Origin of the sequence: Staphylococcus muscae (assembly GCF_003019275.1) — a bacterium.
In the GTDB taxonomy this organism is placed as follows: Bacteria; Bacillota; Bacilli; order Staphylococcales; family Staphylococcaceae; genus Staphylococcus; species Staphylococcus muscae.
Genome location: NZ_CP027848.1, coordinates 2,015,594 through 2,039,393, shown reverse-complemented (window position 1 = coordinate 2,039,393; position 23,800 = coordinate 2,015,594). Strand labels below are relative to the sequence as shown.

The window sequence follows — 23,800 nt, the reverse complement described above, 5'->3', positions numbered from 1 at the left end:
CATCTTTATTTTACTAACATATATTGTGAAATTCAATTAAGGTGAATAGTTCGAAAAATAATACAAATCAATTATGTATATTTATTTAAATACTTGCATAATAACTCATTGCGTGTTAGTATACATATTAAGCAAAAACATTAAAACACGAGGTGACAGTTTTATGAAACAGAAGGTAGTATTAGCATATTCAGGTGGTTTAGATACAAGTGTGGCCGTGCAATGGCTGATTGAACAAGGATACGATGTTGTTGCATGTTGCCTAGACGTTGGTGAAGGAAAAGATTTAGACGTTGTATATCAAAAAGCTTTAGATATGGGGGCCATTGAGTCTCACATCATTGATGCAACGAAAGAATTTGCAGAAGAATACGTGGGTTATGCCATTAAAGGTAACTTAATGTATGAACAGACGTACCCACTCGTATCTGCATTGTCACGACCTTTAATTTCAAAAAAACTCGTCGAAATTGCACATAAAACAGATGCGGTTGCGATTGCACACGGATGTACAGGTAAAGGAAATGACCAAGTGCGTTTCGAAGTAGCAATTAAAGCATTAGACCCTAGCTTAAAAGTAATTGCACCAGTTAGAGAATGGGGTTGGAGCCGTGAAGAAGAGTTAGAATATGCCAAAAAACATAACATTCCAGTACCAGTTGGCAAAGATTCTCCATACTCAATTGACCAAAACTTATGGGGCCGTGCCAATGAATGTGGTGTGTTAGAAGACCCTTACGTTGCCCCCCCTGCCGATGCCTATGATTTAACAAATGAATTAGAAGATACGCCTGATGAAGCGGATGAAATAATCATTACGTTCACTGAAGGGCTACCTACACACATCGATGGTAAGGCTTATGAATTAGATGATATGATTCTACATTTAAATGATGTCGCAGGAAAACATGGTATTGGAAGAATTGACCACATTGAAAATAGACTTGTAGGTATCAAATCAAGAGAAGTCTATGAAGTACCTGGTGCTGAAGTGATCTTAAAAGCACATAAAGGTTTAGAAACAATCACACTTTCTAAAGACGTCGCACATTTTAAACCAGTTGTTGAGAAACAATTATCCGAAATGGTCTATAACGGTTTATGGTTCTCTCCACTTACAGATGCCCTAAAAGCATTTATTGATCATACACAAAAATTTGTAACGGGTGATGTCAGAGTTAAACTTTTCAAAGGCCATGCTGTTGTTAATGGTAGAAAGTCAGACTATACACTTTATAATGAAAAATTAGCAACTTATACAAAAGAAGATGCATTCAATCAACAATCAGCTGTTGGCTTTATCGATATTTTCGGTTTACCAACACAAGTAAATGCAATGTTACACGGAGGTTATGCAGATGAGTAAAAAAGCATGGGGCGGTAGATTTGAAGAAAAACCAGAAGATTGGGTAGATGCGTTTAATGCATCTATCCATTTTGATAAAAACTTAGTAGATGAGGATATTCAAGGAAGTATCGCCCATGCTACAATGCTCGCAAATCAAGGCATTTTAACGCAGGACGAGGCTTCCACGATCATCTCAGAGCTTAAAGTTATTCAACAAGATATCCATGACGACAAAGTTCCTTTACAAGAGTCTCTCGAAGATATCCATCTCAACATCGAACATGAACTCATTCAACGTGTTGGCTCTGTCGGTGGTAAATTGCATACAGGACGAAGCCGTAATGATCAAGTTGCAACAGATATGCATTTATATACAAAAAAAGAAGTTCAAAATATCATCACAGGTATCACTTCTTTCCAACAAACAATTGTTACATTAGCAGAACAACATATTGATACGATTATGCCTGGCTATACACATTTACAACGTGCCCAGCCTATCTCATTTGCACATCATATCATGACTTATTTTTGGATGTTAGAGCGTGATAAATCGAGATTTACAGATGCATTAAAACGTATTGACTTATCTCCATTGGGTGCTGCTGCGTTAAGTGGTACAACATATCCAATCGATCGACATGAAACACAATCCTTACTTGGGTTTGGTGGTATTTATGAAAATAGTTTGGATGCCGTTAGTGATCGTGATTACATCGTAGAAACATTACACAACATTAGCTTAACCATGGTCCACCTTTCACGTTTTGCAGAAGAAATTATTTTTTGGTCATCTGAAGAAGCGAAGTTTGTCACGCTATCAGATGCGTTTTCAACAGGTTCATCTATTATGCCACAGAAGAAAAACCCAGACATGGCTGAACTCATTCGAGGTAAAGTAGGCCGTACAACAGGACATTTGATGAGTATGCTCATGACACTAAAAGGTTTACCATTAGCATATAACAAAGATATGCAAGAAGATAAAGAAGGACTATTTGATGCTGTTCATACACTGAAAGGTTCATTGAAAATCTTTGAAGGTATGGTAGCAAGTATGTCCGTCAATACAGACAGATTGGCTACAACGATCAGACAAGATTTTTCAAATGCAACTGAGTTAGCTGACTACCTCGTGATGAAAGGCATTCCATTCAGAGACGCACATGAAATTGTTGGTAAACTCGTACTCTGGTCTATTCAAAATAATTTATATCTTCTTGATGTACCGTTAGATGTCTATCAAGCACAAGCACCAGAAATTGATGAAGATATTTACACATATCTCCAACCAGATGAAGCAGTTAAACGTCGTAAAAGCTATGGTGCAACAGGTCAAGATGCGGTTAAACACCAAATCGAAGTTGCAAAACAACATTTATAATTAATTGAACAGGGATAAGATAAGTATATAAAGCAGCACATCTAAAGGCTTCTTTATATTCAATATACTTATCCCCTTTTTATATATTTTTGAAGTCTCAATTTGACACACATCACACTCATTAATAAACATGGTAAAAATAAATCATCCTAAAAAATCCTCATCCCTTTTTACCAAGCGAAATAAAGATTTCTTTTTAATTTAAATATACCTTCTCATTTCAGAATATTCTAAATATAATATTGTAACATCAGGAAAGGAGATACACCATGAAACACTTAAAAAATAAAGACTTTTTAACATTACTAGACTTCTCACAAGATGATATACAATTTTTGCTTGATTTATCTGCAGAGCTGAAATATGCAAAATATACAGGAATAGAGCAACAAAAATTAAAAGGTAAAAATATTGCGCTTATTTTTGAAAAAGACTCAACCCGTACACGCTGTGCATTCGAAATAGCAGCATATGATCAAGGTGCACATGTCACTTATCTTGGACCAACAGGCTCACAAATGGACATAAAAGAATCTATCAAAGACACCGCTCGTGTATTGGGGAGCATGTATGATGGCATTGAATATCGTGGCTTTTCACAACAAGTGGTGGAAGACATAGCAAAATATTCTGGTGTTCCCGTATGGAATGGTTTAACAGATGACGATCACCCTACACAAGTACTTGCTGACTTTTTGACAGCTAAAGAAGTTTTAAAAAAACCATACAATCAAATGCACTTCACCTACGTTGGCGACGGACGTAACAATGTAGCAAATGCATTAATGCAAGGGGCTGCAATTATGGGCATGACATTTCACCTTGTATGTCCTAAAGCTTTAAATCCCACAGACGATCGATTAAGACAATGCAAAAATATTGCTGAAAAAAATGGTGGTAAAATTCTTGTAATAGATGATATCGATAAAGGTGTAAAAGGTTCTGATGTCATTTATACAGATGTTTGGGTATCTATGGGAGAACCTGAAGAAGTTTGGGAAAAGCGTATCAAATTGTTAGAGCCCTATCGTGTGACTCAAGCGTTAATGAATAAAACCGAGAATCCAAATACTATTTTTGAACATTGCCTACCATCATTTCATAATACGGAATCAATCATCGGCAAACAAATTTATGAAAAATATGGACTCACTGAAATGGAAGTTACAAACGAAGTATTTGAAAGTAATCAATCCGTTGTCTTTCAAGAAGCAGAAAATAGACTCCATACAATTAAAGCTGTCATGGTAGCAACGCTAGGAGAATAGAAGAAAAACAAACTAGCAAATACGATCGCAGTTTTAGTTCAATCGGCAGCTGTCCTTTTTTAAGTCTTTGTAAATATTATAAATTTTCAATTAATTCACTTGCAGTTAATAATATAAATTTTTAACTTAGTAGTATATTCCATTTTAAGGAGGCATTTTAATGAAATATACTTCAAAAGTTCTTGTATCAGCTGGATTAACTGCTTCACTATTAGTATCACCACTCATTACTTCAAATTTTGCTCATGCAAACGTAATGAAAAATAGCCATAACAATCAGCAAGCTTCTTATCTTTCTCCAAGTCATCAAAATGTACTTAACAAATCACATGTGAATATTGGACATCGTGGTGCAAGTGGTTATGCACCAGAACATACATTTACAGCATATGATAAAAGCTTGCGTGAAATGGGTGCAGACTATTTAGAAATTGACCTACAAATGACGAAAGATGGGCATTTAGTTGCGATGCACGATGAAACAGTTGACCGTACGACAAACGGAACAGGCCGTGTGTCTGATTATACACTTGATGAATTAAAACAACTGGATGCCGGTTCGTGGTTTAATACAGCATACCCGGATCAGCAAAATCAAGATTACGTTGGTCAACAAGTACCGACTTTAGATGAAATCTTTTCCCGATATGGCACACAAACGAACTATTATATCGAAACGAAGTCCCCTGATGTCTATCCAGGAATGGAAGAAAAACTATTGTCAGCACTTAAAAAGCATGGATTAGATAAGAAAAATCATCTGAGTAAAGGTAAGGTCGTCATTCAATCATTTTCTCAAGAGAGTTTATTGAAATTACACAATTTGTATCCTAACATTCCGCTCGTTCAATTAATGGATGTTGGTGAATTGCAACAATACAGTGATAATGACCTTGCATACATTAGTAGCTATGCGATTGGTGTCGGACCCGACTATAAAGACTTAACAGCACAAAATACACAACTATTACGTCGTCACGGTTTTCATATTCATCCATATACCGTTAATGATGCCGAATCAATGAAACGCTTAAATGATTATGGTGTAACAGGTCTTTTTACAAACTATCCCGATATTTACAGCAACATCATCAATGAATCCTAAAAAATAGAGAGTGGGACATAAACTTTTTCTCTATAAAAAATTATGTCCCACTGGCATGATTTTAAAAACGCATTTTCACTTCAGACATCTACTGAGATTATACTTATTTCTACAACTTAAAACAGGAGCTGCCACATAGCGCTCAGCTCCTGTTTTAAAAATTTATTATTTTATGCCCAACCACGATATCTTGCTGCTTCAGCTGTGCGTTTAATACCTACAATGTATGCGGCAAGACGCATATCGATTTTACGGTTTTCTGCTAAGCTGTAAATTGTATCAAATGCCGTTACAAGTTTTTCACGTAACTTTTCGTTCACTTCTTCTTCAGACCAGTAATAACCTGTGTTGTTTTGAACCCACTCGAAGTATGATACTGTTACACCACCCGCACTCGCAAGTACGTCTGGTACTAATAAAATACCACGTTCAGTTAAGATTTTTGTTGCTTCTGGTGTTGTTGGTCCGTTTGCTGCTTCTACAACGATGTCTGCTTTAATGTCACCAGCGTTATCCGCTGTGATTTGATTAGCAATCGCTGCCGGTACTAAAATGTCACAATCTAATTCAAACAATTCTTTGTTTGTAATTGTCTCTTCGAATAAGTTTGTTACTGTACCGAAACTATCGCGACGGTCTAATAAGTAGTCAATATCCAAACCTTCAGGATCGTGTAACGCACCGTAAGCATCAGAGATACCTACAATCTTAGCACCTGCATCATTTAAGAACTTAGCTAAGAAACTACCTGCATTACCAAATCCTTGAATCACAATACGTGAATCTTTAATTGTTTTACCACGGCGTTTCGCAGCTTCTTCAATCGCAATAACAACACCTAATGCTGTTGAGCGGTCACGACCTTGTGAACCACCTAACACGATTGGTTTACCTGTGATAAATCCTGGAGAGTTAAATGCATCCATTTGGCTGTATTCATCCATCATCCAAGCCATGATTTGAGAGTTTGTGAAAACATCTGGTGCTGGGATATCTTTTGTTGGTCCTACAATTTGTGAAATCGCACGTACGTAACCACGTGATAAGCGTTCCACTTCATGGATGCTCATTTGACGTGGGTCACAGATAATGCCCCCTTTACCTCCACCATATGGAAGGTCAACGATACCACATTTTAACGTCATCCACATAGACAATGCTTTTACTTCTTCTTCATCTACATCCGGGTGGAAACGAACGCCACCTTTAGTTGGTCCAACAGCATCATTATGTTGTGCACGATACCCTGTGAAAGTTTTAACAGTTCCATCATCCATTCTTACTGGAATACGTACTGTTAAAAATCTTAAAGGTTCTTTGATCAACTCATACATTCCATCATCAAAGCCCAATTTGTGCATCGCTTCCTTAATGATACCTTGCGTTGACGTCACTAGATTATTTTTTTCAGACATGATCCATCTCGCCTCTTTTTCCTACTTTTGTTTTCGCTTACATGAGTATTGTAACATATGCCAATCTTTTTTAAAGTCTTTTATTTATAATGATTCTTGTTAATTACTTAGATTGTGAAAAGACCTTTTTCACTTTTTCAATCGCATAATCTAACTCTTCTTTAGTGATGATCAATGGTGGTGCAAAACGAATCACTGTATCATGAGTTTCTTTACATAAAATACCTTCTTCTTTCAAGCGTTCACAGTATGGACGTGCATTTTCATGTAACTCAACACCGATAAATAAACCACGACCACGAACTTCCTTAATTGAAGGATGATCAATTTCAAGCAGCGCATTTTTGAAATATTCACCAAGTTCTTGTGAACGTCCTGGCAAGTCTTCATCCACAATGACATCTAGTGCTGCAATTGAAGCAGCACATGCGAGTGGGTTTCCACCAAATGTAGAACCGTGAGAACCTGGTGTGAAAACATCAAGTACTTCCTTATCCGCTAATACAACAGAAATCGGGAATACACCGCCACCAAGTGCTTTACCTAAAATATACACATCTGGCTTCACATTATCCCAATCAGTGGCAAACAACTTACCCGTACGTCCTAAACCAGCTTGAATTTCATCCGCAATAAATAGGACATTGTGTTCATCACACAACTCACGCACTTGCTTTAAATAACCTTCAGGTGGGATATTAATCCCTGCTTCACCTTGAATCGGTTCAATTAATACTGCTGCAGTATTTTCATTAATTGTTTCTTTTAAAGCTTCAATGTCACCGAATGGCACATTTTGAAACCCTTCTAACAATGGGCCATAGCCACGTTGATATTCTTTTTCTGATGAAATTGATACTGGTGCCATCGTACGACCATGGAAGTTCCCCACCATCGCAATGATTTCCGCTTCATTCGGCTTAATACCCTTCACTTCATACGCCCAACGACGTGCCGCTTTTAATGCTGTTTCAACAGCTTCTGCACCCGTGTTCATAGGAAGTGCTTTTTCTTTACCTGAAAGTTTACAAATTTTTTCGTACCATTCCCCTAAGTTATCACTATGAAATGCACGAGACACAAGTGTTACTTTGTCAGCTTGATCTTTGAGTGCTTGTACAATTTTCGGATGACGGTGTCCTTGGTTAACCGCAGAATAAGCAGCTAACATATCCATATATTTTTTACCTTCTGGATCTTTTACCCATACACCCTCTGCTTCTGAAATGACGATTGGCAATGGTAAATAGTTGTGTGCACCGTAATGATTTGTTAACTCAATAATTGACTCTGATTTGTTTGTCACGTGTATTCTCCCCTTTACTTCTAAATCTATATAAATGTAGGGTATATCATTCACAGCTCAAAAACGTCCTCATTCGTTTTAAATACTCTGTAAAGACATACCCTCATTTCATATCATCAACATCGGTTGAAAACAATTGTCAGTGTTGCTTGAAACACACATCTGAATGAACAGCATTCAAAACACTAATCACTTTATTTCAGACCGTTGACTTTTTTATAAATGTTCAGAAACTGTGCGACCTTGCATATGAAGTACTAAGTAGTCTGGTCCACCCGCTTTTGAGTCTGTACCTGACATTTTGAATCCACCGAATGGTTGGTAGCCTACGACAGCACCTGTGCAACCACGGTTAAAGTATAAGTTACCTACCATGAAATCACGACGTGCCTGTTCTAACTTCATTCTATTGTTAGAAATAACGCCACCTGTTAATCCGTATTCTGTATCGTTAGCGACTTGAATTGCTTCATCAAAATCTTTTACTTTTGTGAATCCAACAACAGGTCCAAAGATTTCTTCTTGCATGATGCGAGAGTTTGGATCTAAGTCTGCAAAGATTGTTGGATGTACAAAGTTACCTTTTTCTTCATCAGTGTTACCACCTGTTACAAGGCGACCTTCTTCTTTACCAATTTCAATATATTTTTTGATTTTGTCTAAAGATTTTTGATCGATAACAGGACCCACATAAGTATCTGGCTCTGAAGCGTTACCTACTTTGATTTTTTCAGTTTCTGCTTTCACACGTTCTAATAATTCATCATAAATATCTTGGTGTGCGATAACACGTGAACATGCCGAACATTTTTGTCCAGAGAATCCAAATGCTGAGTACACAATTGCATCTGTCGCAACTTGAAGATCTGCTTCACTATCAACAACAAGTGCGTCTTTACCACCCATTTCAGCAATCACACGCTTGATGTGGTTTTGACCTTCTTGGATAACCGCAGCTTTTTGAATAATTTCTTTACCGACATTTTTAGAACCTGTGAATGAAATTAAGCCAACATCTTTATTTTCAATTAAGAAGTCTCCAATTTCACTAGAAGAACCAGGGATCCAGTTTACAACACCTTTTGGTAAACCAGCTTCTTCTAATACTTCCATAAATTTATAAGAAATAATTGGTGTGTTTGATGATGGTTTTAATAATACTGTGTTACCAGTTACAACCGGAGCAACTGTTGTACCAGCCATAATTGCATATGCAAAGTTCCATGGTGAGATAACAACACTTACACCTACTGGAAGATAATCGAATTGGTTATATTCACCTGGACGGCTGTTTACTTGCTTGCCATCTTTTAATTCAAGCATTTGACGGCCATAGTATTCCATGAAGTCAATTGCTTCCGCTGTATCCGCATCTGCTTCTTTCCAAGGCTTACCGCCTTCTTTAGATAACAATGCCGAAAATTCATGCTTGCGTTTTCTAGTGATTGCAGCCGCACGGAATAATACATTCGCACGTACTTTTGGATCAACATTTCTCCATGTTTTAAACGCTTCTTTTGCCGCTTCTAATGCTTGTTCAGCATGCTCTCTTGACGCTTTAGAAACATAACCAATTGTTTCTTCTCTATTTGATGGGTTGTACACACGTGTTGTATCGTCAGTGTACACACGTTCGCCACCAATAATAAGTGGGTACGTTTTGCCTAATTCACTTTCCACTTTTTCAAGGGCACGATAATAGGCAGTACGGTTCTCCTCTTTTGTGAAATCTGTAAATGGTTCATGTTTATATGGAATCATTCAAAATCCTCCTTTGTTTTTGAGAAAGCTATACACTTATCATGACATATTTGATGATTATTTGTAAAAGAATATTCAGTCTTTACAGAATAATCTTAACAAAACATTTTCACTACCATTATACGTCAGTCAAAATCCTTGCTTCCATGATTATTACCATCATATAAAAGCGCTTTCATTTACAAGCATTATAGCCATAATTTAGACAAAATTCAACTATTAGAGAACTTATTTTTGAAAAAACATCGTTATCTATCACCTCATATATCATATATAGTATAAAACCTCCCAATTTAAAAATGAGAGGTTTTAATGCAATACATAATAAGCTAATGATCGTTTACATATTCTTTTGCACATATCACTTTGTTATAATCTTGTAAATTCACTTTTAAAATTAGGACTTCAACTGTCCATTTTCATCAAATGCTTCAAGCTTCGGATACTCAATGCGTTTTATTTGCTCAATATTTTTTAATTTTTCCTCAAATTCTTTAAGATAGTTTTTACGATCTTCTTCGCTATGACTCACTGTGTAAGCTACAAATGGTTCTAATGGTGTCATACCAGTAAAATAAAACATCCCATGATTGATGTGAAATAATATCTGTTCATGGATATCCCCAGAAAATCCATTGGATGCGTAACTTCCTTCTGGTGAACCTGTTGTTGTACTAATCATCGCAAGTTTATCCGTCAGTCTTGCTTCGTTATATCTACCATACTCTCCCCCATATACGCCACTGAATAATAAAACTTTATCAAACCAGCCTTTTAGAATAGCCGGTACACTAAACCACCATAAAGGAAATTGAAAAATAACGAAATCTGCCCACAATAATTTTTCGAATTCTTCTTTTATCACAGGATTTAATGTATCGTTCTGATAACTATGTTGTTGCTCTTTCGCATATTTAAAAAATGCTTTATCACTTAACTCTGTGAAATCTTCTTTTTGTGCGACTGGATTAAAATTCATCTCATAAAGATCAGACACTTTCACTTTATGACCTTCTTGCTTTAACGTTTGAATCGCTGTGTCTTTTAAAGCAGCATTAAACGACTTGGGTTCTGGATGTGCATAAACAATTAACACTTTCATATGTTTCCCCACCTTTATTTTATAATTTAAATTAATTATATCTAACTATATGAATAATGTTGAGGCATCGCTCTAAAACATGTCGATATCAGTACGAATTCACATACAATTTCCCTTAGTTATTTATTTAAATTATGCACTCTTTAATTAGGATAATTTTCTGAAATATGCTATTATAAATATGTTAAATTTTAATCATATAAGGGGTTATGCATGTTGAAGAAACAGTATCATGTCGGTCAACATATCAAGGTGCGTGTGACTGGTATTCAACCCTACGGCGCTTTTGTTGAAACCCCTGACAATACTGAAGGATTAATTCATATATCTGAAGTCATGAATGATTATGTCCATAATTTAAAAAAACTTTTAACCCCCGGTCAAATCGTTAAAGCAAAGATTATTTCAATAGATGATGCTGGGAAGTTAAACCTATCACTAAGAGACAATGATTATTTTAAGAATTATGAACGTAAAAAAGTGAAACGTTCAGTATTGGATGAGATTAAAGAAACTGAGAAGTATGGGTTTCAATCTTTAGCAGAACGGTTGCCAACTTGGGTGGAACAATCTATGAACCGAATTGAAGATTCATCTAAGTAAACACGTACATAAAAACCTAGATGCCAAAGACACGCATCTAGGTTTATTTATTTTCTATATCAAATTTTACAGTTTGTCAGTTACTAACAAATATTTAAAAACGATCATCTAGTTTTCTTGCAATTTTTGTGCAACCGAATATCGCATGTCAGACTTTATTTCACTCGCTAAAACATGTAATTCTGGGAAATAATTATTTGCAAAACCAATGATGATTTTATTTTTTATAAATGTATTTAGTTCCCTATCTTCTGGGATTGTATTATCTATTAAATTTAAAAGTTCTCCATGACTAATGTCTTCTATCTTCACTTTGTCTATATATCTCGAAAATGCTAAAAATAATGTATCAAAAACTTCATGCTTAAAGTCAAAATCTAACAGCAACAAACTAATTGAGTTTGTTTCTAACGGATCATCATTCATTCGTTCCGATAATTCTTTAATTGATTGGTAAAGTAATCGAAAGCTCTCTTTGTTCGTAAGCATGTAACCTCTCCTTGATAGTCATTTTTCCTAACAAAAAATACGCAGATCCTACACAGTAGAATTTGTGTTAATCTTTTTTAATGCTTTTCGTAACACAACAAGTTCTTCATCATTTAGGGTAGCAAATACTTTTTCGATTGTTTGAGCGTGTTGTGGAAAGATTTCATGCATTAATTCATGTCCTTTTTCCGTCAAAACTGCATATATGACACGTTTATCTTTAGGATTTTGTCGACGAATGACATAACCTTTCTTAACTAGTTGATCGATGACATATGTTGTACTGCTACTTGCGATAAGAATACGATCTTTGACTTTCTGAATAGGTTGTTCACCTTTGTGATATAAAAGTTCCATAACTGCAAATTCAGTCACATTCAAACCATAGTTTTTCATATCTTGCTTAACTATTCGGTCTAACATATCATTTGTACGTTTAATACCTACAAACGCTTTTAATGATTCTTCTACTCTATCCACATCTTCACCCAGCTTACTATTATTTCGATTTCGAGATAATTATAGCGTGATTAAAAATCGAAGTCAATCACTACAATTTAAAAATGATACGATACTACATATATAACCCCAGACATTGCGACTCACGCTACATCTGGGGTTATTATTTTAAATCACTTCACAAGATTGTTGTAATTGCACGGCTTCTCTTGCTTTTTGTAAGCATGCATCTTTTGGAAGCGACACTTCAAACGAAAACTGAAAGATTTGTTGAAAGGCTTCTGCAATTTCAGTCGGTTCACCATAGTGATGAACGGCATCCATCATTTCATAAACCTCTGCATCTCCCATTGTTGGATCATCAAAGTTCATCGGATTCCATGCTGCCAACAGCTGATATAAGTGAATATTTAATTCGTTGTTAGACATGATGCATACTCCTTATCACTTCTTATTCTTCAATATCAATTGATTCAATCACAACGTCATACATTGGTTTGTCTTGTGGACCCACTTTTACACTTGCGATATCTTCTAATGTATCTTCACCTTCAATCAGTTGACCAAATACTGTATGTTTTTGGTCTAACCAAGGTGTACCACCTTTTTCACGATATGCTTCAGCAATTTCTTTAGGCCATCCACCATTTTCTAGTTGATCAGCCATTTGTGCTGGAATATCTTTCATTTGCACAATAAAGAATTGTGAACCATTTGTACCAGGACCCGCATTTGCCATTGATAGCGCACCGTAGATATTAAAAACTTCCATAGAGAACTCATCTTCAAATGGTCCGCCATAGATACTTTCACCACCCATACCAGTTGCAGTTGGGTCGCCACCTTGAATCATAAAGTCATTGATAACACGGTGGAATGTAATGCCGTCGTAGTAACCTTTTTTAGAAAGTTCCACGAAGTTTTTAACAGTTTTTGGTGCAATCTCTGGGAATAATTTTAAAGTCATATCCCCTTTATTCGTATGCATAACTATTTTAATCTCGTTATCTTGTATTTCTTTTGTTAATTGTGGATAGTTTGTCATTTTAATGCTCCATTCATGATAAAATTAAATATACTCTATATTTTAACATATTTAAGAAAGGATGGAATTAACATGCTTTATCGTTTTGCACATAAATCTGGTGTTTATGCTGTGGAGGTTGTTGATGATACAAGCGATCAAGTGTTAGTTAAGGTTGTTCAAGTCATCAAACATCCTAAGCAAGGGGATTTACACAGCCCAAACGAAGTAGAAGGTGTGTTCTTTCATGAGCGCAAAGCATTAAGCCTTTATGAAAAACGTTACACAACACAAAGTAAACTAAAGCCGTTTGAAGGTGAAGTCCAAGACTATACTGTTTCACTTCAACAAGCGTTAACAAAGTTAGAACACGACTTACAAGAATCAGATACGGCTTATTCACGTGCGGCATTACAATGTCTGAATAATTTAAAAGTTGATTACACACGACAATACAAAGTTGATTTTAAATAAATTTTTCTGTATTTCTTCTTATTTAAAAGCGACGGAAACATGCATATATATGCGACCTGTCATGTTTTTCACACTATTCATTATCATGTATAATAAGCATATCGTATTATTTTTTAAGGAGGACAATTTATGAGTTGGTTACATATTGCGGTGCTGTTACCGCTGATATCTGCACTACTCATCCCTGTCTTGTATCGCTTTTATAAGCGGATTCATTTGGGGTGGTTTGTGTTACCGATTCCTTTTGTGTTGTTTATATACTTTTTATCGTATATCAAACCTACTATGTCCGGACAATATACAGAACAGTCCGCTGCATGGATGCCACAAATCGGTATGAACTTTGACATTTATGTAGATGGGCTTGGCCTTTTATTCAGTTTGTTAATAACTGGTATTGGAAGCCTTGTCGTGCTCTATTCTATCAGCTATCTTAGTGAAAAAGAGCAACTTGGTAACTTCTACTGTTACCTTTTAATCTTTATGAGTGCGATGCTCGGTGTCGTTCTTTCAGATAACCTTTTAGTTTTATATTTTTTCTGGGAATTGACATCATTTTCTAGTTTCTTGCTCATCTCATTCTGGCGTCACAAAGAAAAGTCATTGTATGGTGCGATGAAGTCAATGATGATCACTGTTTTTGGTGGATTATCATTACTCGGTGGCTTTATCTTATTGCATCAAGCAACAGGATCTTGGCGTATTCGTGAAATCATTTCACAAGTTTCTGACATTCAATCATCACCTTTCTTCGTGCTTGCAATGGTATTTATTATTCTTGGTGCGATGACAAAATCTGCACAGTTCCCATTTTATATTTGGTTACCTGATGCGATGGAAGCACCAACACCAGTCAGTGCTTACCTTCACTCAGCAACAATGGTTAAAGCTGGTATTTATTTAATCGCACGCTTAACACCTATTTTTGCTGTGTCACAAGGTTGGATTTGGACGGTCACAGCGTTTGGTCTCGTAACACTTTTCTGGGGATCACTCAATGCAACAAAACAACAAGATTTAAAAGGAATTCTCGCATTTTCAACTGTTTCACAACTCGGTATGATTATGTCAATGCTCGGTATTGGTGCTGTCAGCTACCACTTTGAAGGTGCAGACAGTCAGTTGTATGTCGCAGCATTTAGTGCTGCCGTGTTCCACCTGATCAACCATGCTACATTCAAAGGTGCATTGTTCATGATTACGGGTGCAGTTGACCATGCAACTGGAACACGTGATATTAAAAAACTAGGCGGTCTGATGACGATTATGCCAATCTCATTTACGCTATCAATTATCACATCACTCAGTATGGCGGGGGTTCCACCATTTAACGGTTTCTTATCAAAAGAACAATTTTTAGAGTCAATGATTACCGTTACTGATTCTGGCATTTTTAATTTAAGTTCGATCGGTTTATTATTACCAATCGTAGCCATTGTTGGTAGTATGTTTACATTTGTCTATTCATTTAAATTTATCTCTGAAATATTCCTTGGTGAATACACACCAGATAAGTTACCTCATAAAGCACATGAGGCATCGATTTTAATGAATATATCACCAACAATCTTAGCTACTTTGGTTATCGCAATTGGTTTATTCCCTAGCTTGGTATCTGCACCATTTGTCGAACCAGCTGCGAAGGCAATTGCAAACGTCGATACGGTACATGCAGAATTTCATATGTGGCACGGCTTCACGCCAGCATTTTTTGCGACACTACTCATTTATATCATCGGTGCAGTCCTGTTACTGACGTTCAACAAATGGGTACCTGTTTTACGTAAATTACCAACAGCGATTACATTAAATCACTGGTATGATCAAACAGGTCGTTATACACCGTACTATGCGACACAAATTACACGCACATATATGACAGGCTTTATTCGTAATAATCTCGTTATTATTTTCTTTATGATGATTGCTATCACATTTGTGACACTCATCTTTGTACCGTTCTCCCTCGATTTTGTGAAGGTTTCACCGGTACGTCTCTACGAAATGATTTCTGTTATTACAATTATTGTCGCAGCAACTATGATTATGTTTGCGCGCTCTCGTTTGTTCAGTATTATCATGTTAAGTGCGGTCGGCTACTCAATGGCGATTTTCTTCATTTTCTTCAATGCACCTGACTTGGCATTGACACAATTCGTCGTTGAAACCATCTCAACTGCATTGTTCTTATTATGTTTCTATCACTTACCAAATATGAGTCGTTATAACGAAACGACATCATATAAAGTAGGAAATGTTTTAATTTCAATTGGTGTCGGAACTGTCGTAACAATTTTAGGATTAATTGCATACGGTAACCGTCACTTCGAATCAATCAGTAGTTTCTATAAAGAACATGTATATGATCTTGCAGAAGGTAAAAATATGGTTAACGTTATCCTCGTGGACTTTCGTGGTATGGATACATTGTTTGAGTCTTCAGTACTCGGTATCGCAGGAATGGGTATTTACACGTTGATTAAGCTACGTGCGAAACACAAAAATGGTTATGAAAGGGTGGAGAAAATTGAACAGGCAAAAAAATGATTTGATATCTCAATATTCAGCACTGATTATCTTTTTCTTAATCATGATGTTCGGTTTCTCACTTTTCTTAGCCGGTCATTATACTCCAGGTGGTGGCTTTATCGGGGGACTTCTCGTCTCAAGCTCACTTGTCATCATAGCGGTGGCATTTGATGTGAAGACCTTGCGTAAAGTTTTTCCTTGGGATTTTAAAAAGTTAATCGCACTCGGTTTGACGTTTTGTGTGATTGCACCAATGTTGAGCTGGACATATGGTAAAAACTTCTTCACACATACGTCTGTTGACATTCCCCTTCCCCTATTAGCACCGATGCACCTGCATACAGCTGTTATCTTTGATACAGGTGTATTATTAGCAGTTGTGGGAACTGTCATGACAATAATTCTAACGATTGGAGAGAATGAGTAATGGAAATAGTATTAATTTTTGTTTGTGGCTTCTTAACTTCTATTAGTGTTTATCTCATTCTGTCTAAAAGTCTTATCAGAATTATTATTGGAACAGCATTGCTATCTCATGCCGCAAACTTATTTATTTTAACTATGGGTGGATTGAAGACAGGTCGCGTTCCTATTTATGAAAAAGGCGTAAGCAATTATGTCGATCCAATCCCACAAGCCTTGATTTTAACAGCAATCGTTATTTCGTTTGCTGTTACAGCATTCTTCTTAGTTTTGGCATTTAGAAGCTATAAAGAACTTGGCACAGATAACGTAGAACGTATGAAGGGGGTACCACAAGATGATGATGAATGAGAACTTACTTGTTATGGTACTCGTTGTGCCAGTTATTACAGCAATATTGTTGATTTTCATCGGGTTACGCCCTTACATTAAGCGATATGTTGCCTTAACAGGTATACTTGTAACATTAGGGTTTGCTTTGTGGAACTTGTACAATGTATGGCAAGCTGGACACCCGATTGTATTGGAACTCGGTTCATGGAAAGCACCGTATAGTATTGTGTTTGTGCTCGATCTATTTAGTGCTTTACTTGTAACAACTAGTGTAATTATTACACTCTTAATCATTTTATTCTCATATCAGTCTATTGGATTACACCGTGAAACTTATTACTATTACTTTACTGTGATGTTCATGTTAACAGGTATTAACGGGGCCTTTATTACAGGCGATATTTTCAACCTGTTCGTCTTTTTTGAAGTCTTCTTAATGGCTTCATATGGATTAATGGTGATTGGCGGAACTAAGATTCAACTTCAAGAAAGTGTCAAATACTTACTCGTTAACGTTGTTTCATCTGCATTTTTCGTCATGGCTGTTGGGATTTTATACTCAGTTGTTGGCACATTAAATATGGCAGATATTAGTGTTAAATTGAATGAAGTTTACCAGTCACATCCTGGACTTGTGAGCATCGTCTTTATTTTATTTATTTTCGTGTTCGCAACAAAAGCGGGGGCATTCCCAATGTATGTTTGGTTGCCAGGTGCGTACTATGCACCACCATTTGCGATTATCGCATTCTTTGGGGCATTACTCACAAAAGTTGGTGTTTATGCGATTGCACGTACGATGAGCTTGTTCTTCCATGACACATTGACATTCTCTCACTACACAATTCTTGCACTCGCCTTATTAACTATCATTTTTGGCTGTGTGGGGGCTGTTGGCTTTAGAGATACAAAACGCATCATTTTATACAACATTATGATTGCGGTCGGTGTCATTCTTGTTGGTGTGGCAATGATGAATGAAACGGGTATCGTAGGGGCAATCTACTACACAATTCATGATATGCTTGTGAAAGCAGCATTGTTCTTCTTAATTGGTATTATGTATAAAATTACTAAAACAACAGATTTGCGTGACTTTGGTGGGTTAATTCATCACTATCCGGTACTCGGATGGACGTTCTTTATTGCTGCATTAAGCTTAGCTGGTATCCCACCATTCAGTGGCTTCTACGGTAAGCTATACATCGTCCAAGCGACGTTTGAACAAGGCTTTTATGTCAGTGGTATTATCGTGTTGTTATCGAGTCTTGTTGTTCTATATTCAGTGATTAATATCTTCCTGAAGGGCTTTTTCGGTAAAAGTTATGGTTATGTTTATAACCCTCACTTACATCACAGAGGATTGCTTGCAGTATCGATTTTAGCAGTTGTCATTACAGTTGCTTTTGGATTACTTGCTGGTGAACTTTATCCGATTGTGGCAGAAGCAGCGAAGTCATTCTACCAACCAGAAACGTATATCAATAGTGTATTGGAGGTGAAATAATATGGCAGTACAAATCGTTGTCAACTTAGCACTCGCTATCTTTTGGTTGTTTCTATCAGGTAGCTACACGATGAACTCATTCATACTTGGTTATTTATTCGCAATGGGGCTTGTCTTTCTCATGCGAAAGCTACTACCAGGTCGCTTTTACGTCATCACGCTTTACAACGTAATCAAGCTCGTCTTCGTTTTTATCTCAGAATTAATCAAGGCGAACATTGGCGTATTGCGTATTATTCTTCAACCTCAAATCAAAAATGAATCAGCATTTTTTGTCTATGAAACAGACTTGAAACATAAATGGGAAGTTGCGTTACTTTCTAACTTGATTACTTTGACTCCAGGAACTGTTGTTATTGGTGTCAACGATGATATGAAACGCCTGTATATCCATTGCTTAGACTTCTCGACGAAGGAAGAAGAAGTCGCTGCAATTAAAGGGTCGCTTGAAAAAGCGGTCAGAGAGGTCGGTGAATATGATGAACTATGATATTTTTATAATTATTGCACTTGTCATTGTCGTACTCTCTATTTTAGCCATCCTTGTACGCGTCATCATGGGGCCATCATTGCCTGATCGTGTTGTTGCACTTGATGCTATCGGTATCCAATTAATGGCAGTCATTGGCCTGTTCTCCATCATTTTAGGCACACGATATATGATCGTTGCTATCTTGCTGATTGGTATCCTTGCCTTTTTAGGAACAGCAGTTTTCGCAAAATTCATGGATAAAGGAGAGGTGATTGAACATGACAGAAACAATCGTGATTAGTATCGGCCTTATCCTTGTTATGACTGGTGCGTTGTTCAGTGCACTTGCTGCAATTGGTATGTTGCGCTTAGACGATGTATATTCTCGTGCACACGCAGCAGGTAAAGCAGCAACACTTGGTACCATGTTGTTGCTCACTGGTACATTTATTTATTTTATCGGTAAAGAAGGCTATGTGAACTTCCATCTGTTGATCGGGATTGTTTTCGTATTCATTACGGGACCTATTGCCAGTCACATGGTACTAAAAGCCGCATATAATCTTAAAACACCTGCTTCCAAACGATTAAAGTTGGATGAAGTCAAAGAAGATCTTAAAGGTATCAAACTATAAAACAAAAACGGAAGTCCATTTTTTGTGGTGGGCAGATAATTTAAAGTAACTAATTTTATATTTAACTTAATCATAACACGTAGTAATCATTACATTCATTTAAGCGTACAGTTATTCATTAATTGTACGCTTTTTGAGTACTATCATTTCTTTAATACTCACTTGCCAAGGCGCCTCACTTCAACTAATTTTGGCTTTATTGAATAAGTGAAGCCAAAATGGATTTTCAGTTCGGCTTGTTGCCTTAGGCGTCTCGTATTAGAAATGATTTTACACTATACAGTTATATGAGTGTTTGTGACATGTTAAGTTGTGATTACTAGGTAATCTTTATGCAACACAGTTTAATAGCCCTTGCTTTTTAGAACGTTGATACAGCTTAAAAATGATGAGTATTCTCGCTTTAAAGTTATTAAAGTTGCGATAGCCATATGATACACGTTTAATAAGCTTAATTTTATTATTGATACCTTCAATCGCTCCATTGTTAAACTTCGGGTACTTGATTGTTGAGTAAAGGACATACTCGTATTTCTTATAGAATCGAATGATACGCCAAACACCACGTGATACATGCTTCTTTTCGACACCCATTAAAGTTTCTTTGAAACGTAACCAGTCACATTGTTTCAATGCTTCACGAAGTTGATGAACTAACATATAAGTGTCATAGAGCTGCTGATCAAGACTTAGTAGATATGTTAAAACATCTCTTGATGTTGTGTACGTTTTGAAAGACTTCGACCAAAAGTATTCATAACTATTAATATCCTGCCTGTCAGAAAGAAAGAGTTTCCAGTGCTTTTTCATTTTCGTGTAATCTGTTGATGATCGATAGCGATAAGCATTCATTACAGAAATACGTTGCTTATTTAATTCACGATTAAGGTGCTGAACAATGTGAAAGCGATCAAAGATCAAAATCGCATTTGGAAATACTTCATGAATGAAGTTGATGTATGGTTCATACATATCAGCAGTTACAGTTTTAACAGCTAATCGTTCACGTCGATCAAAGCGATAGAAGTACTCTTTGAGTTTATGAATACGTCTATCTTCTAAGATATCAATAATCTGATTCGTTTCATTATCTATAAACAAAAAACTCATCGCTGTTGTCACGTTCTTAACGCTTTTAAACTCATCTATGGAGATATGTTTTGGCAATCCAGATGAAGGTTTGACTATTAATGATTGTGAGAGTTGATGAATACATCTTTTAACTGTACTCGGTGAAACACTACAATCATGAGCGATATCTATCTCACACTGTACACGTGTGAGTTTATCCTGAATCGCTAATTTCACACGGTTGGTAATAAAGCAGTTACTATCAACAATGTTTGTTTGAGCCGTAAAAGTCTTTAAACAATGTAGACACTTAAAGCGTTCTTTCGCTAAATTAAGATAAACATTGGATTCTTGAGATTTTAATAGTGTTAAACGCGAAACGCGTTTACCATGCTTATGGATTTGCCCATCATTGACACAACCACACTTCATACAAGCTTTGGGTGTATAAGAAAGTGTTCCATAAACAACCGTAGAAAGCCGACCACGCACTTCTACATCTTCTTCCACCTTAAGAACTTGAATATTTTCATCTTTTATTTTTAGTAGTTTTAATATATCATTACACATAGGCGCATCATGTCTCCTCTTTATTTTTTTGTTTAGTCACTTAAAATTATAGAGGCATGAGCGCTTTTTTTGTATCCAAATGATTTAAAACATAAAAAAGGCGGGATAGCATTTCATGCCATCCCACCACAAAAGGTGAACATCCACAAAAACGTACAGCCTACGCGGTTGTACGTTTTTTATGCTATCTATTGAAGAAAAAGACATTTCCTTCTCCATTCAAATTGTCCAATGTTTTATCATATTGAAGCCCTAAAGATTCTGCCGTCTTAATTGATGGTATATTTTCTTTCTTCGTTAAAACAAGCATTCTATATTGATCTTCTGTTAATTGACATACATGATCAATAATTGCTGTGAGTGCTTCTTTCACAAACCCTTTTCTCGTGTTGTCAGTGGCAATTCGATAATATACATTAAGTACTGTTTCTCCTTGCACATATGCGTACTGTAAGCCACAGACCCCGAATGGTTCACCTATTAATTTTTCGATTAATATATAGTAACCAAATTGGTGTGTATCATGGTGTGCAATCCACGTCTGATATCTTTTTCGAAATTGTTCAATATGTGTTGCTGGCCCATCAGGATTGAATTGTTGCGTGCTTGGATCTGCATGTACTTTAAAAATTGCTGTTAGGTGCGCTTCTGACGGTATATCTAACAATAGTCGTTCTGTTTCTAACATATATCCACCCCTTCGTTAGTTATACTATCTGTAAATTTTCATAACTTGTCAAATAAAAATGGAACAGCCTATCGCCATTCCATTTCTACTCTATTTATTAAGTTTCTTAATCAAAATCGTCCCACGCATCACACTGATTAAACGATTCTGATCATCTGTCATGCGAATATCCCATACATGTGTTGTCTGTCCTTGATGTAAAATATTGGCTTCCGCATAAACAAAACCATCTGTCGCTGACTTGATATGATTCGTGTTCATCTCTAAACCCACAGGTATTTCTTTCGTCGTATCAACAAGGTTTGCTGAACCGATCGAACAAGCTGTCTCTCCTAACGCCATCGTAGCCCCACCGTGTAAATAACCAAAAGGCTGTTTCACTTGGTCTTTGACTGGCATTGACATCTTGATGAAACCATCTCGCTGTTCGAGTATTTTCATTTCTAATAACTCTAATAAGTTAGTCATCTCTCATCCCTACCTTCACTTGTATTATAATACAAGTGCTGCAATTGTTCCCATCACGATAAGCGGGATATTGTAAAATACGAAGTTAGGTACACATGTGTCTCGAATATGATCATGTTGACCGTCTATGTTCAAGCCTGCTGTTGGTCCAAGTGTTGAATCACTGGCAGGTGAGCCAGAGTCACCTAACGCACTAGCTGTTCCGATTAATGCGATTAAAGCCATCGTACTTAAACCAATAGATTCACCGAACGGAATAAATAAAGCTGAAATAATTGGAATTGTTGCAAAAGATGAACCGATACCCAATGTGACGATCAATCCTATTACATACATTAAAATGATACTTATAAATTTATTGTCGCCTGCAATCGTTGTGAGCCCTTCAACAAGCTTTTGTACATCACCTGTTTCATTCATCACACCTGCAAAGCCATTTGCTGTTAATATTACAACACCGATATAGGCCATAATTTTAATGCCATCAACAAATTGATCATCTAAGTTTTTCCAGCCGTATGCACCTGATAGGAAGAATACAAGAACACCAGCTAATGCCCCAAATATCATTGAGTCAGTTGTTGTTTGCACAATGAATGTTGCCAAAATGGCGATCACTGTAACAACAAGAACGTAAGGTTTTAATTCAGTTGTATTTTCATCTTCATTCATTTGAATCGTTTTGTATTCTCGTGGCTTACGGTAGTAGAACATAGCAAGAACTAAACCGATAATATAACCACTTGCTGGAATCAACATTGCTTTCCAAATCATTGAAAACTCAATTGTATGATTTGCTTTTTCAAACCCTTTTTGAATAATTTCATGGAAGATATGTCCAAATCCAAACGGGAGTAACACATATGGAAAACAAAGACCAAAGCCAATAATAATGGCAATCAAACGACGATCCATTTTCAATTCATTAAATAAGCTAAGTAACGGTGGGATAACAATCGGAATAAATGCAATATGTACAGGGATGAGGTTTTGGCTCATCACACTTAATGCAAGTAAACTGATAATAATCACACTTTTAACTTTAATGCGAGAAACTTTGGTGTCTTCTGCACGAATTGCACGAATGACTTTTTGTACGAGATAGTCTGTAATACCACTATATGAAATCAGTGCCGCAAAGCCCCCTAATAGAGCATAACTAAGTGCGACTTCTGCCCCGTCTACAATATTTGTTGTAAATACTGAAATTGTGTTTGTTAACGATAGCCCTGAAACCAAGCCACCTACAAGTGCACTAATAAATAAACTAATGACGACATTGAGTCGACATAAGCATAAAACAATCATTAATAATACTGCGATTAATACAGCATTCATTCCACCCACTCCTTTAGTTCGCTACCAA

The 23,800-nt window shown here is 36.4% G+C and carries 25 protein-coding genes; 13 read left to right on the top strand and 12 right to left on the bottom strand.

What is annotated here, in order from left to right:
• The first annotated feature begins 163 nt into the window (after nucleotides 1–163).
• The 4 genes from C7J88_RS10140 (at nucleotide 164) to C7J88_RS10125 (ending at nucleotide 5,105) form a co-directional block, all read left to right on the top strand.
• Nucleotides 164–1,366, top strand: coding sequence for an argininosuccinate synthase (locus C7J88_RS10140; protein ID WP_095115913.1), 1,203 nt, complete (start codon nucleotides 164–166; stop codon nucleotides 1,364–1,366).
• Complete coding sequence (argH, locus tag C7J88_RS10135; RefSeq protein WP_095115910.1) at nucleotides 1,359–2,732, top strand: argininosuccinate lyase; 1,374 nt, start codon at nucleotides 1,359–1,361, stop codon at nucleotides 2,730–2,732. The genes C7J88_RS10140 and argH overlap by 8 nt, the downstream gene beginning before the upstream one ends.
• A 269-nt stretch (nucleotides 2,733–3,001) precedes the next feature.
• Nucleotides 3,002–4,000 carry an ornithine carbamoyltransferase gene (gene argF / locus C7J88_RS10130; protein WP_095115908.1) on the top strand — a complete coding sequence of 333 codons (999 nt, stop codon included), beginning with the start codon at nucleotides 3,002–3,004 and terminating at the stop codon, nucleotides 3,998–4,000.
• 160 nt (nucleotides 4,001–4,160) lie between these two features.
• Nucleotides 4,161–5,105: a glycerophosphodiester phosphodiesterase gene (locus tag C7J88_RS10125; protein WP_095115906.1), complete on the top strand. Its 945-nt coding sequence runs from the start codon at nucleotides 4,161–4,163 to the stop codon at nucleotides 5,103–5,105.
• 170 nt (nucleotides 5,106–5,275) lie between these two features.
• Here C7J88_RS10125 and C7J88_RS10120 read toward each other — a convergent pair whose 3' ends face one another.
• The 4 genes from C7J88_RS10120 to C7J88_RS10105 all read right to left on the bottom strand — a co-directional run bounded on the left by C7J88_RS10120 (nucleotide 5,276) and on the right by C7J88_RS10105 (nucleotide 10,689).
• Nucleotides 5,276–6,520 (bottom strand): Glu/Leu/Phe/Val family dehydrogenase, encoded by a 1,245-nt coding sequence (locus C7J88_RS10120; protein WP_095115904.1) that lies wholly within the window; start codon nucleotides 6,518–6,520, stop codon nucleotides 5,276–5,278.
• Nucleotides 6,521–6,623: 103 nt separating this feature from the next.
• Nucleotides 6,624–7,826 carry an ornithine--oxo-acid transaminase gene (locus tag C7J88_RS10115; protein WP_095115902.1) on the bottom strand — a complete coding sequence of 401 codons (1,203 nt, stop codon included), beginning with the start codon at nucleotides 7,824–7,826 and terminating at the stop codon, nucleotides 6,624–6,626.
• A gap of 216 nt (nucleotides 7,827–8,042) precedes the next feature.
• Nucleotides 8,043–9,587 carry an L-glutamate gamma-semialdehyde dehydrogenase gene (gene pruA / locus C7J88_RS10110; RefSeq protein ID WP_095115900.1) on the bottom strand — a complete coding sequence of 515 codons (1,545 nt, stop codon included), beginning with the start codon at nucleotides 9,585–9,587 and terminating at the stop codon, nucleotides 8,043–8,045.
• Between the two features lie 397 nt (nucleotides 9,588–9,984).
• Entirely contained in the window at nucleotides 9,985–10,689 is a 705-nt protein-coding gene (locus C7J88_RS10105) for an NAD(P)H-dependent oxidoreductase (RefSeq protein WP_095115898.1), read from the bottom strand.
• 213 nt (nucleotides 10,690–10,902) lie between these two features.
• Here C7J88_RS10105 and ygs point away from each other — a divergent pair, with 213 nt between their 5' ends.
• Entirely contained in the window at nucleotides 10,903–11,292 is a 390-nt protein-coding gene (ygs, locus tag C7J88_RS10100; RefSeq protein ID WP_095115896.1) for a S1 domain-containing post-transcriptional regulator Ygs, read from the top strand.
• A gap of 108 nt (nucleotides 11,293–11,400) precedes the next feature.
• Here the strand turns inward: ygs and C7J88_RS10095 are convergent, their stop codons facing one another.
• From C7J88_RS10095 to C7J88_RS10080, 4 genes are all read right to left on the bottom strand, one after another.
• A complete protein-coding gene (locus C7J88_RS10095) occupies nucleotides 11,401–11,781 on the bottom strand; it encodes a hypothetical protein (protein WP_095115894.1) in 381 nt (126 codons plus the stop codon).
• A gap of 48 nt (nucleotides 11,782–11,829) precedes the next feature.
• Complete coding sequence (locus tag C7J88_RS10090; RefSeq protein ID WP_095115892.1) at nucleotides 11,830–12,261, bottom strand: MarR family winged helix-turn-helix transcriptional regulator; 432 nt, start codon at nucleotides 12,259–12,261, stop codon at nucleotides 11,830–11,832.
• Between the two features lie 147 nt (nucleotides 12,262–12,408).
• Nucleotides 12,409–12,669, bottom strand: coding sequence for a DUF1871 family protein (locus C7J88_RS10085; protein ID WP_095115890.1), 261 nt, complete (start codon nucleotides 12,667–12,669; stop codon nucleotides 12,409–12,411).
• Nucleotides 12,670–12,691: 22 nt separating this feature from the next.
• Entirely contained in the window at nucleotides 12,692–13,285 is a 594-nt protein-coding gene (locus tag C7J88_RS10080; RefSeq protein WP_095115888.1) for a peptidylprolyl isomerase, read from the bottom strand.
• Between the two features lie 72 nt (nucleotides 13,286–13,357).
• Between C7J88_RS10080 and kapB the strand changes: the two genes are divergently transcribed.
• From kapB to C7J88_RS10040, 8 genes are all read left to right on the top strand, one after another.
• Entirely contained in the window at nucleotides 13,358–13,738 is a 381-nt protein-coding gene (kapB, locus tag C7J88_RS10075; RefSeq protein WP_095115886.1) for a sporulation phosphorelay system protein KapB, read from the top strand.
• 129 nt (nucleotides 13,739–13,867) lie between these two features.
• Nucleotides 13,868–16,285 carry a Na+/H+ antiporter subunit A gene (locus C7J88_RS10070; protein ID WP_095115884.1) on the top strand — a complete coding sequence of 806 codons (2,418 nt, stop codon included), beginning with the start codon at nucleotides 13,868–13,870 and terminating at the stop codon, nucleotides 16,283–16,285.
• Nucleotides 16,248–16,694: a Na(+)/H(+) antiporter subunit B gene (locus tag C7J88_RS10065; RefSeq protein WP_095118114.1), complete on the top strand. Its 447-nt coding sequence runs from the start codon at nucleotides 16,248–16,250 to the stop codon at nucleotides 16,692–16,694. Before C7J88_RS10070 ends, C7J88_RS10065 begins: the two co-directional genes overlap by 38 nt.
• A complete protein-coding gene (gene mnhC1 / locus C7J88_RS10060; RefSeq protein ID WP_095115882.1) occupies nucleotides 16,694–17,041 on the top strand; it encodes a Na+/H+ antiporter Mnh1 subunit C in 348 nt (115 codons plus the stop codon). The genes C7J88_RS10065 and mnhC1 overlap by 1 nt, the downstream gene beginning before the upstream one ends.
• Nucleotides 17,031–18,530 (top strand): Na+/H+ antiporter subunit D, encoded by a 1,500-nt coding sequence (locus tag C7J88_RS10055; RefSeq protein ID WP_095118113.1) that lies wholly within the window; start codon nucleotides 17,031–17,033, stop codon nucleotides 18,528–18,530. Before mnhC1 ends, C7J88_RS10055 begins: the two co-directional genes overlap by 11 nt.
• Nucleotide 18,531: 1 nt before the next feature.
• The gene (locus C7J88_RS10050) at nucleotides 18,532–19,020 is read left to right on the top strand and encodes a Na+/H+ antiporter subunit E (RefSeq protein ID WP_095115880.1); all 489 of its coding nucleotides are present in this window, start codon (nucleotides 18,532–18,534) and stop codon (nucleotides 19,018–19,020) included.
• The gene (locus C7J88_RS10045; protein ID WP_095118112.1) at nucleotides 19,010–19,303 is read left to right on the top strand and encodes a Na(+)/H(+) antiporter subunit F1; all 294 of its coding nucleotides are present in this window, start codon (nucleotides 19,010–19,012) and stop codon (nucleotides 19,301–19,303) included. The genes C7J88_RS10050 and C7J88_RS10045 overlap by 11 nt, the downstream gene beginning before the upstream one ends.
• Entirely contained in the window at nucleotides 19,281–19,637 is a 357-nt protein-coding gene (locus C7J88_RS10040; RefSeq protein WP_095115878.1) for a Na+/H+ antiporter subunit G1, read from the top strand. The genes C7J88_RS10045 and C7J88_RS10040 overlap by 23 nt, the downstream gene beginning before the upstream one ends.
• Nucleotides 19,638–19,967: 330 nt before the next feature.
• Here C7J88_RS10040 and C7J88_RS10035 read toward each other — a convergent pair whose 3' ends face one another.
• The 4 genes from C7J88_RS10035 to C7J88_RS10020 form a co-directional block, all read right to left on the bottom strand.
• Complete coding sequence (locus C7J88_RS10035; RefSeq protein WP_095115876.1) at nucleotides 19,968–21,278, bottom strand: ISL3 family transposase; 1,311 nt, start codon at nucleotides 21,276–21,278, stop codon at nucleotides 19,968–19,970.
• Between the two features lie 184 nt (nucleotides 21,279–21,462).
• On the bottom strand, nucleotides 21,463–21,966 hold the full coding sequence (locus C7J88_RS10030; protein WP_095115874.1) for a GNAT family N-acetyltransferase: 504 nt from the start codon (nucleotides 21,964–21,966) through the stop codon (nucleotides 21,463–21,465).
• A 90-nt stretch (nucleotides 21,967–22,056) separates the two neighbouring features.
• Nucleotides 22,057–22,434, bottom strand: coding sequence for a PaaI family thioesterase (locus C7J88_RS10025; protein WP_095115872.1), 378 nt, complete (start codon nucleotides 22,432–22,434; stop codon nucleotides 22,057–22,059).
• Between the two features lie 24 nt (nucleotides 22,435–22,458).
• Nucleotides 22,459–23,772 carry a Na+/H+ antiporter family protein gene (locus tag C7J88_RS10020; RefSeq protein WP_095115870.1) on the bottom strand — a complete coding sequence of 438 codons (1,314 nt, stop codon included), beginning with the start codon at nucleotides 23,770–23,772 and terminating at the stop codon, nucleotides 22,459–22,461.
• Nucleotides 23,773–23,800: the final 28 nt, after the last annotated feature.